This window comes from Pseudomonas sp. GW821-FHT05D12 (genome assembly GCF_059419825.1).
In genome coordinates, this window is the sequence record NZ_JBWKSN010000023.1 from 35,454 (window position 1) to 47,901 (window position 12,448).

A 12,448-nucleotide genomic window follows, 5' to 3' on the forward strand; every position below is an offset into this window, starting at 1 on the left:
GTCAGCGCGCCCGCAGACGCAGGTGCACGCGCAGGCCGCTGCCGGTGTTTTCCGCCCACAGGCTGCCTTCCTGGCGCTGTACGGCGTTGCGCGCGATGCTCAAGCCCAGGCCGAAGCCACCGTCGCCGGGGCGTGAACCGTCCAGGCGGGTAAAGGGCGCGAAGATTCGCTCCAGGTCCTGCTCGTCGATCCCCCCGCCCTGATCTTCCAGCCAAAGGTGCCAGTACTCGCCATCACGCTGCCCGTCCAGGCTGACGATACCGTCCACTGGCGAATGCCGGATGGCATTGCGCAGGATATTTTCCAGGGCCTGGGCCAGGGTATTCAGGTTGCCACGCACCCAGCAATCGGCGCCCAGCAGACACGGCAGGCGCGACGGCGACCAGTCACTTTCAAAGCACGCGTTTTCGCGCAACATGTCCCACAGCGCCTGGAGCTGGATGTCTTCCTGCGGCAACGGCGCCCGCTCGGTGTCCAGCCAGGCCAGTTGCAGGCTGTCTTCCACCAGGCGCTGCATGGCGTCAATCTCGCGGCCGAGTCGCTCGCGCAGTTGCGCCAGGTCCTGCTCACTGTCACAGGCCACGCGCAGGCGGCTTAACGGGGTGCGCAGTTCATGGGACATGTCTCGCAGCAATTGCTGCTGCAGTAGCACGGTCCCTTGCAGGCGCTCGGACATCTGGTCGAAAGCCCGGCCCAGCTCGCCCAATTCATCCTGACGGCTGGTGGCCGCGTGGGACAGCCGCGTATTCAACTGATCGGCACGCCAGGCATTGGCCTGCTCGCGCAGTTGGTTGAGCGGCATGATCAGCAGCCGGTACAAGCCCACACACAGCAACAAGGTAAACAGGCCGGGGATCACACCGTTGGTCACCACCCGCCAGAACAGTTGATAACGCCCCGGCATGAAGCGCTGCGGCAACTCGATCACCAGCGAACCGGCGTTGGGGTCCACGGGAAATGGAATTTTCAACCAGGGCAGGCCTTTGACATGGCGGCTGACCGGCCATTCCAGGCCACGCAGGAAAGTCAGGCGCTGGCTTTCCTTGACCGCCAGCGGCTTGCTGCTCAGCGATTGCAAGTCGTTGCCGATCACACCGATCCAGGTCGACTCGCGCTTGGCCATGACCTGCAACCACGCGTCCACCCCGGCACGTCCCTGGGTGCTCCACGCCAGCTCGGCGCCTGCCGCGTAGCCCTTGAGAATTTCGCGGGGTTCCTCGGCCAGATAGGCATTCTGCTCTTCCATGTAGCGGCCCCAGGACCAACTGAGCCAGATCATCAGCAGACAGAAGGCGATCAGCAGGCAAGCCAGCTTCCAGAATAACGAGTGCTTGCCCGGCAACCGCTGCAACGGACGATCAAAGTCCGTCATCAAGAGCACTCAGCACATAACCCTTGCCCCACACCGTGCGCACTTCGCGCTCGGCATAGCCGATGGCCTTGAGCTTGCGGCGGATCTGGCTGATATGCATATCGAGACTGCGGTCGTGAGGCGCATAGCCACGTTGCAGCACATGCTGGTAGAGGAAGGCCTTGCTGAGCACTTCGTCGCCATTGCGGTGCAGGGTTTCGAGCAGGCGGTATTCGCTGCGGGTCAGCCCGGCCCAGTGTTGCTGGTAGAAGACGTCGCACAGTTCATCGTCAAAACGCAGCGTGCGTGCGTCATCGCGCGCCAGGGTCAGGCTCGGCAGCGGGCGCCGATCCAGGGCCACTCGGCGCAGGATGGCTTCGATGCGCACGCGCAGTTCGATCATGCTGAACGGCTTGGGCAAGTAATCGTCGGCGCCCAGGCGAAAACCACTGACGCGGTCGGCTTCGGCGCCCAGGGCCGACATCAGGATCACCGGGATCGAATGGCTCTGGCGCAGATGGGTCAGGATCGACAGGCCATCCAGCCCGGGCAGCAGGATATCCATTAACACCACGTCGAACGCCTGGTCGCGGGCCATCTGCAGGCCTTGCTGGCCGTTCTGGCACCAGGTGACCTGGAAACCACAGCGGCCCAGGTGCTCATGCACGTAGGCGCCGAGCACGGGATCGTCTTCGATGGTCAGGATACTGGGTAGGCCAACTGCTGCGGGATTCATTAGCGTCTGCAAGTCATTCTCAATGACTGATTATTCAAGATTACCCCGCGCCAGGCAATCGCCACCCGGCGCCAAATGGCGCGAAGATTGCCGTATGTCATTAATTTGCAAGATTCCTCGCCGTGCAAATGGCTACACTGCGCAGGTGGTGCGGGCCGGATGCCCGTGCAGAAATTCGATAACACTGTGGTAGCAGGAGAGTGGCGTGCTTAGAAGAATGGGGATAAAGGGCCGCGTACTGTTGCTGACCTTATTACCGACCAGCCTGATGGCCTCTTTGCTGGGGGGCTATTTCACCTGGATGCAGCTCTCGGAACTGCAGTCGCAATTGCTGCAGCGCGGCGAAATGATCGCCGAGCAGCTGGCACCGCTGGTGGCACCCGCCTTGAGCGCGCGCAACACGGACCTGCTGGAACGCATCGCCACGCAATCCCTGGAACAGCCGGACGTACGCGCCGTGTCCTTCCTCGCCCCCGACCGCGCGTCCCTCGCCCACGCCGGCCCGACCATGCTCAACCAGCCGCCGGTCGGCAACAGCTCGCACTTGCTGCAGCGCACCGGCAATGACGCCACGCGGTACCTGCTGCCAGTGTTTGGCCGCCATCGCAACCTCGCCGGCGACCTGATTCCCGATGAAGCCGACCGCCTGCTCGGCTGGGTCGAGGTGGAGCTGTCCCACAATGGCATGTTGCTGCGTGGCTACCGCAGTCTGTTCGCCAGCCTGCTGCTGATCGCCATCGGCCTGATCTGCACCGCGGCCCTGGCGCTGCGGATCAGCCGCACGATCAATTCCCCGATCGGCTTGATCAAACAAGCCGTGGCCCAGCTCAAGGACGGCAACCTGGAAACCCGCCTGCCCGCCCTCGGCAGCCAAGAACTGGACCAGCTCGCCTCGGGCATCAACCGCATGGCCGAAACCCTGCAGAACGCCCGGGAAGAGTTGCAACACAGCATCGACCAGGCCACTGAAGACGTGCGCCAGAACCTGGAAACCATTGAAATCCAGAACATCGAGCTGGACCTGGCGCGCAAAGAGGCGCTGGAAGCTAGCCGCATCAAGTCCGAGTTCCTGGCCAATATGAGCCATGAAATCCGCACGCCGCTCAACGGCATCCTCGGTTTTACCCACCTGCTGCAAAAAAGTGAACTGACCCCGCGCCAGCTGGACTACCTGGGCACCATCGAAAAATCCGCCGACAACCTGCTGGGCATCATCAACGAGATCCTCGACTTCTCGAAAATCGAAGCCGGCAAGCTGGTGCTCGACAGTATCCCGTTCAACCTGCGCGACCTGCTGCAGGACACCCTGACCATCCTCGCCCCCGCCGCGCACGCCAAGCAGCTCGAACTGGTCAGCCTGGTGTACCGCGACACCCCGCTGGCACTGGTCGGCGACCCGCTGCGCCTCAAGCAGATCCTGACCAACCTGATCAGCAACGCGATCAAGTTCACCCGTGAAGGCACCATCGTCGCCCGGGCGATGATCGAGGACGAGCAGGAAGACAGCGTGCAACTGCGCATCAGTGTGCAGGACACCGGCATCGGCCTGTCCAGCCAGGACGTGCGCGCGTTGTTCCAGGCCTTCAGCCAGGCCGACAACTCGTTGTCGCGCCAGCCCGGTGGTACCGGGTTGGGCCTGGTGATTTCCAAGCGCCTGATCGAGCAGATGGGCGGTGAAATCGGCGTCGACAGTACGCCCGGCGAAGGCTCGGAATTCTGGATCAGCCTCAACCTGCCCAAGACCCGCGACGATGTCGAAGACCTGCCGTGTGCGCCGCTGCTGGGCCATCGCGTGGCTGTCCTCGAAAACCACGAACTCGCGCGTCAGGCCTTGCAGCACCAACTCGAAGACTGTGGCCTGCAGGTCACGCCGTTCAACAGCCTCGAAAGCCTGACCAACGGCATCACCAGCGCGCATCAGACCGAACAGGCCATCGATCTTGCGGTGCTCGGCGTGACCGCCAATGACATTCCGCCGGAACGCCTCAACCAACACCTGTGGGACCTCGAACACCTGGGCTGCAAAGTGCTGGTGCTGTGCCCGACCACCGAGCAGATGCTGTTCAACCAGTCGGTACCCAACCCCAACAGCCAGTTGCAGGCCAAGCCGGCTTGCACGCGCAAGCTGCGCAGGGCGCTCTCCGACCTGATCAGCCCCCGCCCTTCGCGCAGCGAACCTGGCGAGCCGTTGTCCAGCCGTGCACCGCGCGTGCTGTGTGTGGATGACAACCCGGCCAACCTTTTGCTGGTGCAAACCCTGCTCGAAGACATGGGCGCACGGGTGCGCGCCGTGGAAAGTGGCTATGCGGCCGTCGACGCGGTGAAGCAGGACACCTTCGACCTGGTGCTGATGGACGTGCAAATGCCCGGCATGGACGGTCGCCAGAGTACCGAGGCGATTCGCCAGTGGGAAAGCGAGCGGCACGGTACGCCGTTGCCGGTGGTCGCCCTCACCGCCCACGCCATGGCCAACGAAAAACGCGCGCTGCTGCAAAGTGGCATGGACGATTACCTGACCAAACCCATCAGCGAGCGGCAACTGGCGCAGGTGGTGTTGAAATGGACCGGCCTGGCCCTGCGCAACCAGGGCCCGGAACGCAGCGCCGATGGCCTCGGCCCTCGCGAGCAACTGCCGGTGCTGGACCACGAAGAGGGCCTGCGCCTGGCCGCCGGCAAGACCGACCTCGCCGCCGACATGCTCGCCATGCTGCTGGCGTCGCTGGAAGCCGACCGCCTGGCTATCAACGTCGCCCGTGATGCCAATGACAACAACGCCCTGATCGAACGCGTCCACCGCCTGCATGGCGCCACTCGCTATTGTGGCGTGCCACAGCTGCGCGCGGCCTGCCAACGTGCCGAAACCCTGCTCAAGCAGGACGACGCCAAAGCCATGCACGCGCTGGACGAACTGGACATGGCGATCGCCCGGCTCGCCAGTGAAGCGCGGGTCAGCGCCTGAACACCGCTGTAGGAGCGCGATTGCTGTGACAAGGGAGGTGGCGAGAGCGCTTGCTCGCCACGACACCCCCTCTGCAACACACTTGCTGCAGCAAGTCGCGCCTACGAGCAACGCAACCATTCTACGATCGCAGGGAGCTATTCAATGCGCGTGATTCTTTTCAGCAGCCAAACCTACGACCGCGACAGCTTTCTCGGCGAGCCCTTGCCCGATGGCCTGGAGCTGCAGTTCCAACCCGCCCGGCTCAACCTCGACACCGTGGCCCTGGCCGAACATCACGAAGTGGTCTGCGCGTTTATCAATGACGACCTCAGCGCGCCGGTGCTGGAGCAATTGGCCCAGGGCGGCACACGGCTGATCGCCCTGCGGTCGGCCGGCTATAACCATGTGGACCTGCCGGCCGCCCAGCGCCTGGGCCTGACCATCGTGCGTGTGCCCGCCTACTCGCCCCATGCGGTGGCCGAACATGCAGTGGCGTTGATCCTCGCGCTCAATCGCCGCCTGCACCGCGCCTATAACCGCACCCGCGATGGCGATTTCAGCTTGCACGGCCTGACGGGTTTCGACCTGGTGGGCAAGACCGTCGGTGTGGTCGGCACAGGGCAGATCGGCGCCACGTTCGCCAAGATCATGGCCGGCTTCGGTTGCCAGTTGCTCGCCTACGACCCCTTCCCCAACCCGCAGGTCGAGGCCCTCGGCGCCCGCTACGTGAGCCTGCCCGAACTGCTCGCCGAAGCGCAGATCATCAGCCTGCACTGCCCGTTGACTGCCGACAGCAAACACCTGATCAACGCGCGTTCGCTGGCACAGATGCAACCCGGCGCGATGCTGATCAACACCGGTCGCGGTGGCCTGGTCGACACGCCAGCACTGATCGAGGCGCTCAAGGACGGCCAGCTCGGCTACCTCGGCCTGGATGTGTATGAGGAAGAAGCCCAGCTGTTTTTCGAGGACCGCTCCGACCTGCCGCTGCAGGACGATGTACTCGCGCGCCTGCTGACCTTCCCCAACGTGATCATCACCGCGCACCAGGCTTTCCTCACCCGCGAGGCCCTGGCGGCGATTGCTGGCACGACCCTGGCGAACATTGCAGCGTGGGCCGATGGCCGCGCCCAGAACCGCGTCGAAGGATGATCAGCGGTCATATACCAGGCGCATGATCGGCAGGCACCCGTGATAGGATGCCGCGCCTATTTGGAGGATCCATGGCCGAACACGATTTCCGCTTCAGCTTGCTGAGCCCGCAACACACCCTGATCGAATGCCGCGCCCTGGTGCCGGGCCGTTACCAGGTCACCGGCAACGGTGGCTCGATCAAGCACGGCGACGTGCTGATCGTCACCCTGCGAGGCAGCAAAACCCTGTCGATGCGCCTGACCGTCGAAGGTGACGCGCGCTACTCCATCCGCCCGGCAGGCCAGTGGGTCGCCATGGCCCAGGGGCCGAAATTCGGCGAACTGGAAATTCACACCTGGAAGGTCAACTGCGACAGCTGCGACGCCGTGCTGGAGTTTGAATTCGCGGTGGAAACCAAGCTGACCAAAGAGCCGCTGCAACCGGCCGCCAATGCGCGTGTCAAGGAACTGGGTTGGGCCAGCGAGGGCGACAAACACCGCTGCCCGAAATGCCAGCAGGCCGCGCAATGAAAGGCCTGCTTCTGCTCGCCGCCCTCGGTGCGGCCCTGACGGGTTGCGCCGGTGACGCGGTCCGGCTCAAGCAGGATCACAGCTACGTAGTGGAGTGGATTGGTGAGCGGCCGCTGATGGATTACGCGCACCTGACCGTCACCCTCGGTGCCGACGGGCGCGCCTACGGCAATGGCGGTTGCAACCACTGGTTTGCGCCGTACACCGTCGACGGCGACAAGCTCAGCTTCGGCAAGATCGGCAGCACCCGCAAACTCTGCGCCGAGGCCCTGATGGAGCAGGAACACCGCTTCTTCCAGGCCCTGCAAGGGGTGCAGCGCTGGGACATCTCGCCGATCGAACAGACGCGCTTCTGGCCAGCCGAGGGCCAGCCCATCCGCCTCTGGCTGGAAGAAGGCTGACCCACTCCATCCAGAGATGGCTGAGGTCTAAATGTGGGAGGGGGCTTGCTCCCGAAGGCAGTGTGTCAGTCAGCACTTGTATTGGCTGAGCCACCGCATTCGGGAGCAAGCCCCCTCGCACATTTGATCGGGGACCGCCTTTAGCCGCGAAGGGCCTTGAGCTTGGCCAATACGCCTTCTGCAGTCTGCTCACCCATCAACTGCTCGCGCACCTTGCCCTTGTCATCGATGATGTAGGTCACCGGCAATGCTTCGCTGCGCGGAATATCGAAGATCCCGTCCGGGTTCTGCGCCAGCACCGTGAACTTGATGCCCAGCTTGTCGCTGGCTTCCTTCAGCTCTGCGCCTTGCACATTGTCGAAGTTGACCCCGAACACACCCACGCCCTGCCCCTTCAACTGCTCCGCCAGGGCGTTGAGTTCAGGGATTTCCGTGCGGCACGGGCCACACCATTCCGCCCAGTAGTTGACCACCAGCCATTGCTTGTCCAGGCGCTCGGCCGCCACCTTCTGGCCGTTCTGGTCAACGCCGTAGTCATTACCGCAGCCGCTGAGCAGCAGGGTTGTGATGATCGCCAATGCACCGATCAGTCGCCTAGTCATGGGGTAATCCTTCGCAAAAATGAACGTAGGCTGCGACCTAACGCCTCTAACGGTTTAAGGACCGGGCGCAGCGCAGGTAGAATACCTGCCACCTTACGCAAGATGCGACCCGCACATGACCGATCTGACGCTTTATCACAACCCGCGCTGCTCGAAATCCCGCGGTGCGCTCGAACTGCTGGAAGCCCGTGGCCTCGCCCCGACCGTGGTGCGCTACCTGGAAACCCCGCTCGACGCCGCGCAATTGCAGGCCTTGCTGGTCAAGCTCGGCATCAGCGCCCGGCAACTGCTGCGCACCGGTGAAGACGAATACAAGGCCCTCGGCCTGGCCGACGCCAGCCTCAGCGAAGCGCAATTGATTGCCGCCATCGCCGCGCACCCGAAGTTGATGGAACGCCCGATCCTGGAAACCGCCGACACAGCCATCATTGGCCGCCCGCCGGAAAACGTGCTGGAGATCCTGCCGTGACGTCGCCGTATGTGCTGGTGTTGTATTACAGCCGCAATGGCTCGGTGAGCGAAATGGCCCGGCAGATTGCCCGGGGCATCGAGCAAGGCGGGATGGAGGCGCGCTTGCGCACCGTGCCGGCGATCTCCACCGAGTGCGAAGCCGTGGCACCGAGCATCCCGGAGGAAGGCGCGCTGTATGCCAGCCTCGATGACTTGAAACACTGTTCCGGCCTGGCCCTCGGCAGCCCGACGCGCTTCGGCAATATGGCCGCGCCGCTCAAGTACTTCCTCGACGGCACCAGCAACCTGTGGCTCACCGGCGCGCTCGTCGGCAAGCCGGCCGGGGTGTTCACCTCCACCGCCAGCCTGCACGGCGGCCAGGAAACCACGCTGATGTCGATGCTGCTGCCGCTGCTGCACCACGGCATGCTGATCACCGGCCTGCCGTACAGCGAACAGGCACTGCTCGACACCCAGGGTGGCGGCACTCCGTATGGCGCCAGCCACCATGCCGGGCCGGATGGCAAGCGCTTGCTCGATCAACACGAAATCAGCCTGTGCCGCGCCCTCGGCCTGCGCCTCGCCACCACCGCCACGTTGCTGGAGAACGGCCGTGGCCAGAAAGCCTAAGGTCCTGCCGCCCCAGGCGTGGCTGGAGCCACGGGTCAAGCTCGCGCGCACGCTGAGCCTGCTGGCGTTTTTCGCCCTGGTGGGGTTGCTCTGCGTGTACTACCTGTTCATCGCCGACCTGCACGGCGCCCGCCCGTGGGTGATCCTGCTGATCGAACTGGTACCGCTGCTGATCCTCGCGCCGGGCATGTTGCTGGGCAGCGCGCGCGGACATTCGTGGATGTGCTTTGTGGTGAACCTGTATTTCATCAAGGGCGCGCTGGCAGCGTACGACCCGAACCGCCAGTGGTTCGGTGTGCTGGAGATGCTCGCGAGCCTGGCGGTGTTCTGTACGGCGTTGCTGTATGTGCGCTGGCGGCATCAGTTGAATCGAAGACTGGCAGAATAACGTTGTGGCGAGCGGGCTTGCCCCGCGTTGGGCTGCGCAGCAGCCCCCGAAATAGTCACCGCATTCTTTCTGATAGAAAGCAGGGCTTGGTTTTGGGGCCGCTACGCAGCCCAACGCGGGGCAAGCCCGCTCGCCACGATAGAACTCGGTCAGTGATTCACTGTGTAAGCCAGCATCATCGACAACTGGCACATCGGCCGGCCGCTCTCGGCATGCCATTGGTTGAACGCGCCCTGCACCGTCGCCAGGTCGCGCAGGCTGGTCGGCGCTTTGTCGACGATCTTCTGCGCATTCAGCGCGGCCACCACGTCATAACTCGGCACAAACGTATCCTTGCCGACCATGCGCAAAAAGCGCGGCGCCGACAGGCCGCCCAATTGGTGGCCGTGCTTGCTCAGGTACTTCCACAACCCAACGATATCGGTCACCGGCCAGTCGGCGACGAACGCACCAAAGCTGCCCTTTTCCTGCTCGATGTCGAGGATCATCTGCGCGTTGCGCGGCACACTCTTGAGTTTGCCCAGGTGGCGGATGATGCGCGTGTCCTGCATCAGCCGCTCCAGGTGCTCGGCGCCCATCAACACGACTTTTTCCGGATCGAAGCCGAAGAACACTTGCTCGAACGCCGGCCACTTGGCGTCGACCACGCTGTGTTTCAAGCCTGCGCGAAAGACCCGCAGCGCCAGGGTCGACAGGTAGCGGTCATCACTGATCTTGCGCAACTGCGCCGGGGTCTTGGGTACAGGCAGGTGGGCTTCCAACTCGGCCGCTGAACCGAAGCGGTTCAGACAATATTCGTGCAGCCACTTGTAATCGCGCATGCCCTCTCCTGGCAATGGAATTGAAAACGGCGCCCGCAAGCGCCGTGTGTCAGAGCGTTGAATCGGCTCAGAGGTTCACAACATTGACGAAGCGCGACGCGGCGGTTTCATCAATCTTCAGGCTGGTGAAGTCAAACAGGTTGCGGTCGGCCAGCTGTGACGGGATCACGTTCTGCAGGCTGCGGAAGATGCTTTCAGTACGGCCTGGGGTCTTGCGCTCCCAGTCCACCAGCATCTCCTTGACCACCTGGCGCTGCAGGTTTTCCTGGGAGCCGCACAGGTTGCACGGGATGATCGGGAATTGCTTGAAGTCGGAATAGGCCTGGATGTCCTTCTCATTGCAATACGCCAGCGGGCGAATCACCACGTTGCGCCCGTCATCGGCACGCAGCTTGGGCGGCATGGCCTTGAGCGAGCCGTTGAAGAACATATTCAGGAAGAAGGTCTCGACGATGTCGTCACGATGGTGCCCCAGGGCCATCTTGGTCGCACCGATCTCATCGGCGAACGTGTAGAGCGTGCCACGGCGCAGGCGCGAGCACAGCGAGCAAGTGGTCTTGCCTTCCGGGATCAGCTCCTTGACCACCGAGTAGGTGTCTTTCTCGACGATGTGGTACTCGACGCCCAGCTCCTTGAGGTAGGCCGGCAGCACGTGCTCAGGGAAACCCGGTTGTTTCTGGTCCATGTTGACGGCGACGATCTCGAACTGGATCGGCGCGACCTTTTGCAGGTGCAGCAGCACGTCAAGCATGGTGTAGCTGTCTTTGCCGCCGGAGAGGCAGACCATGACCTTGTCGCCGTCCTCGATCATGTTGAAATCGGCGACCGCTTCACCGGCCAGGCGACGCAGGCGTTTTTGCAGTTTGTTCTGATTGACCGTAAGAGTGCCCATGGCGCTTGGATCCGCTAGAGGTGTGTGACGAAAAGCGCGGTATTTTACCGATAAGCACCACCGAGTTCCATTGTAGGCGCTGGCTCGCCGGCGATAGCGGTGGTTGCCGTTTCGTGGCAGCCCGTTATAGCGCAATCGCCGGCAAGCCGACGCGTACACAGACCTCACCGCGATTAGGGCCAATGTTTACAGCGCGATTTGCTCTAAAGCCCTACAGTTTTTCCGGTCATCCCTTCCTATACTGCGACTTGAGGTCGCACATCACTATCCAGACCTTTCAGGCCAATTGGCCGGTGGGCGCTCCGATGGGGGGCGATGGTAATAACGACAGGAGTGACTGGCATGATCCATCACGTCGTGGGGCTGTTTACCCATCCCGACCAGGAATGGCGGGAAATTCGTGGCGATAAAGAAGAAAGCATCAGCCACATGTACCTCACTCACACCTTGATTCTCGCGGCGATCCCCGCCGTGTCCGCCTTTATCGGTACCACCCGGGTCGGTTGGGTGATCGGCAGCCGCGCGCCGGTCATGCTGACCCAGGAAAGCGCGTTGTGGATGACCATCATGTCGTACGCGGCCATGCTCGGCGGCGTGGCGGTGATGGGCGCGTTCATTCACTGGATGGCCCGCACCTACGACGCCAACCCCAGCATGGCGCGGTGCGTAGCCTTTGCCACCTACACCGCGACACCGCTGTTTATCGGCGGGCTGGCGGCGCTCTACCCACATATGTGGCTGGGCATGGTGGTCGGGACGGCGGCGATTTGCTACACGGTGTACCTGCTGTATGTAGGGCTGCCCACCTTCATGAGCATTGATCCCGACGAGGGCTTCCTGTTTTCCAGCTCGGTACTGGCCGTGGGCCTGGTAGTCCTGGTGGCAATCATGGCGTTTACCGTGATTGTCTGGGGGCTGGGCGTCGGCCCGATCTATACCAACTGACCGGTCAAAGGGGTAGGCAAAGCCGCCGCAAGGTGGCTTTGTGCGTTATGCATGACCATTCGGCGCCTGACAGATTCGGAAACACCCGGTTTTGCGGCATACTGGACGTCTCTGGAGATATGGTCAGCATGCCCGAGCAACTCAATACCCGCGTCGAAGATTGTTTCCTGCAAGCCGAATCCTTTTTCAAACGAAGCTTCAAACGCCCCCAGGTCAGCCTCAAGCTGCGGGGCCAGAAGGCCGGTGTCGCGCATTTGCACGAGAACCTGCTGCGCTTCAACCCACAGCTCTACCGCGAAAACAGCCAGCACTTCCTCAAGCAGACCGTGGCTCATGAGGTGGCGCACCTGATCGCCCACCAATTGTTTGGCGAGCGCATCCAGCCGCATGGCGAGGAATGGCAACTGATCATGCGCGGGGTCTATGAACTGCCGCCGGACCGTTGCCACACCTATGCAGTCAAGCGCCGCCAGGTGATGCGCTATATCTACCGTTGCCCGTGTGCGGACAGTGATTTTCCGTTCTCGTCACAGCGCCACGGGATGGTGGCCCAGGGGCGGCGGTATTTGTGCAGGCGGTGCCGGCAGACCTTGGTGTTTACCGGCGAAACCCGGGTGGAGTGAGGGC

At 62.9% G+C, this 12,448-nt stretch carries 14 protein-coding genes; 9 read left to right on the forward strand and 5 right to left on the reverse strand.

The window, feature by feature from the left end; all coding sequences use genetic code 11:
• Position 1: 1 nt before the first annotated feature.
• Both AC07SI_RS29230 and AC07SI_RS29235 read right to left on the reverse strand, forming a co-directional pair.
• Positions 2-1,372 carry a sensor histidine kinase gene (locus AC07SI_RS29230; protein ID WP_065907445.1) on the reverse strand — a complete coding sequence of 457 codons (1,371 nt, stop codon included), beginning with the start codon at positions 1,370-1,372 and terminating at the stop codon, positions 2-4.
• Positions 1,359-2,087, reverse strand: a complete 729-nt coding sequence (locus AC07SI_RS29235) for a response regulator transcription factor (RefSeq protein ID WP_201145150.1) — start codon at positions 2,085-2,087, stop codon at positions 1,359-1,361. The genes AC07SI_RS29230 and AC07SI_RS29235 overlap by 14 nt, the downstream gene beginning before the upstream one ends.
• A gap of 205 nt (positions 2,088-2,292) precedes the next feature.
• Here AC07SI_RS29235 and AC07SI_RS29240 point away from each other — a divergent pair, with 205 nt between their 5' ends.
• The 4 genes from AC07SI_RS29240 to AC07SI_RS29255 all read left to right on the forward strand — a co-directional run bounded on the left by AC07SI_RS29240 (position 2,293) and on the right by AC07SI_RS29255 (position 7,093).
• Complete coding sequence (locus AC07SI_RS29240; protein ID WP_106803445.1) at positions 2,293-5,046, forward strand: response regulator; 2,754 nt, start codon at positions 2,293-2,295, stop codon at positions 5,044-5,046.
• 144 nt (positions 5,047-5,190) lie between these two features.
• Positions 5,191-6,180, forward strand: coding sequence for a 2-hydroxyacid dehydrogenase (locus AC07SI_RS29245; protein ID WP_201145152.1), 990 nt, complete (start codon positions 5,191-5,193; stop codon positions 6,178-6,180).
• A 71-nt stretch (positions 6,181-6,251) separates the two neighbouring features.
• Positions 6,252-6,692, forward strand: coding sequence for a hypothetical protein (locus tag AC07SI_RS29250; RefSeq protein WP_495007038.1), 441 nt, complete (start codon positions 6,252-6,254; stop codon positions 6,690-6,692).
• On the forward strand, positions 6,689-7,093 hold the full coding sequence (locus AC07SI_RS29255) for an META domain-containing protein (RefSeq protein ID WP_065907455.1): 405 nt from the start codon (positions 6,689-6,691) through the stop codon (positions 7,091-7,093). Before AC07SI_RS29250 ends, AC07SI_RS29255 begins: the two co-directional genes overlap by 4 nt.
• A gap of 140 nt (positions 7,094-7,233) precedes the next feature.
• Here AC07SI_RS29255 and AC07SI_RS29260 read toward each other — a convergent pair whose 3' ends face one another.
• On the reverse strand, positions 7,234-7,695 hold the full coding sequence (locus AC07SI_RS29260) for a TlpA disulfide reductase family protein (RefSeq protein WP_106803443.1): 462 nt from the start codon (positions 7,693-7,695) through the stop codon (positions 7,234-7,236).
• Between the two features lie 115 nt (positions 7,696-7,810).
• On the opposite strand from AC07SI_RS29260, the gene arsC reads away from it, so the two are divergent.
• The 3 genes from arsC to AC07SI_RS29275 are packed head-to-tail and all read left to right on the forward strand — an operon-like array spanning position 7,811 to position 9,163.
• The gene (arsC, locus tag AC07SI_RS29265; RefSeq protein ID WP_495007039.1) at positions 7,811-8,164 is read left to right on the forward strand and encodes an arsenate reductase (glutaredoxin); all 354 of its coding nucleotides are present in this window, start codon (positions 7,811-7,813) and stop codon (positions 8,162-8,164) included.
• A complete protein-coding gene (gene wrbA / locus AC07SI_RS29270) occupies positions 8,161-8,775 on the forward strand; it encodes an NAD(P)H:quinone oxidoreductase (RefSeq protein WP_065907460.1) in 615 nt (204 codons plus the stop codon). The genes arsC and wrbA overlap by 4 nt, the downstream gene beginning before the upstream one ends.
• Entirely contained in the window at positions 8,759-9,163 is a 405-nt protein-coding gene (locus AC07SI_RS29275) for a DUF2069 domain-containing protein (protein ID WP_106803441.1), read from the forward strand. The genes wrbA and AC07SI_RS29275 overlap by 17 nt, the downstream gene beginning before the upstream one ends.
• A gap of 149 nt (positions 9,164-9,312) precedes the next feature.
• Here the strand turns inward: AC07SI_RS29275 and AC07SI_RS29280 are convergent, their stop codons facing one another.
• Both AC07SI_RS29280 and ttcA read right to left on the reverse strand, forming a co-directional pair.
• The gene (locus tag AC07SI_RS29280) at positions 9,313-9,984 is read right to left on the reverse strand and encodes a DNA-3-methyladenine glycosylase I (RefSeq protein WP_010209632.1); all 672 of its coding nucleotides are present in this window, start codon (positions 9,982-9,984) and stop codon (positions 9,313-9,315) included.
• A 67-nt stretch (positions 9,985-10,051) separates the two neighbouring features.
• Positions 10,052-10,876: a tRNA 2-thiocytidine(32) synthetase TtcA gene (gene ttcA, locus AC07SI_RS29285; protein ID WP_065907464.1), complete on the reverse strand. Its 825-nt coding sequence runs from the start codon at positions 10,874-10,876 to the stop codon at positions 10,052-10,054.
• Between the two features lie 342 nt (positions 10,877-11,218).
• On the opposite strand from ttcA, the gene AC07SI_RS29290 reads away from it, so the two are divergent.
• Both AC07SI_RS29290 and AC07SI_RS29295 read left to right on the forward strand, forming a co-directional pair.
• Positions 11,219-11,821, forward strand: coding sequence for a Yip1 family protein (locus AC07SI_RS29290; RefSeq protein ID WP_065907465.1), 603 nt, complete (start codon positions 11,219-11,221; stop codon positions 11,819-11,821).
• 128 nt (positions 11,822-11,949) lie between these two features.
• Positions 11,950-12,444 (forward strand): SprT family zinc-dependent metalloprotease, encoded by a 495-nt coding sequence (locus AC07SI_RS29295; protein WP_065907486.1) that lies wholly within the window; start codon positions 11,950-11,952, stop codon positions 12,442-12,444.
• Positions 12,445-12,448 lie beyond the last annotated feature (4 nt).

What these genes read in the sequence shown, in the direction of transcription:
- AC07SI_RS29295 (WP_065907486.1), top strand. Translation starts at nt 11,950, where the DNA reads ATGCCCGAGCAACTCAATACCCGCGTCGAAGATTGTTTCCTGCAAGCC.
- AC07SI_RS29230 (WP_065907445.1), bottom strand. Translation starts at nt 1,372, where the DNA reads ATGACGGACTTTGATCGTCCGTTGCAGCGGTTGCCGGGCAAGCACTCG.
- AC07SI_RS29255 (WP_065907455.1), top strand. Translation starts at nt 6,689, where the DNA reads ATGAAAGGCCTGCTTCTGCTCGCCGCCCTCGGTGCGGCCCTGACGGGT.
- AC07SI_RS29280 (WP_010209632.1), bottom strand. Translation starts at nt 9,984, where the DNA reads ATGCGCGATTACAAGTGGCTGCACGAATATTGTCTGAACCGCTTCGGT.
- AC07SI_RS29235 (WP_201145150.1), bottom strand. Translation starts at nt 2,087, where the DNA reads ATGAATCCCGCAGCAGTTGGCCTACCCAGTATCCTGACCATCGAAGAC.
- AC07SI_RS29250 (WP_495007038.1), top strand. Translation starts at nt 6,252, where the DNA reads ATGGCCGAACACGATTTCCGCTTCAGCTTGCTGAGCCCGCAACACACC.
- ttcA (WP_065907464.1), bottom strand. Translation starts at nt 10,876, where the DNA reads ATGGGCACTCTTACGGTCAATCAGAACAAACTGCAAAAACGCCTGCGT.
- AC07SI_RS29290 (WP_065907465.1), top strand. Translation starts at nt 11,219, where the DNA reads ATGATCCATCACGTCGTGGGGCTGTTTACCCATCCCGACCAGGAATGG.
- AC07SI_RS29260 (WP_106803443.1), bottom strand. Translation starts at nt 7,695, where the DNA reads ATGACTAGGCGACTGATCGGTGCATTGGCGATCATCACAACCCTGCTG.
- arsC (WP_495007039.1), top strand. Translation starts at nt 7,811, where the DNA reads ATGACCGATCTGACGCTTTATCACAACCCGCGCTGCTCGAAATCCCGC.
- AC07SI_RS29245 (WP_201145152.1), top strand. Translation starts at nt 5,191, where the DNA reads ATGCGCGTGATTCTTTTCAGCAGCCAAACCTACGACCGCGACAGCTTT.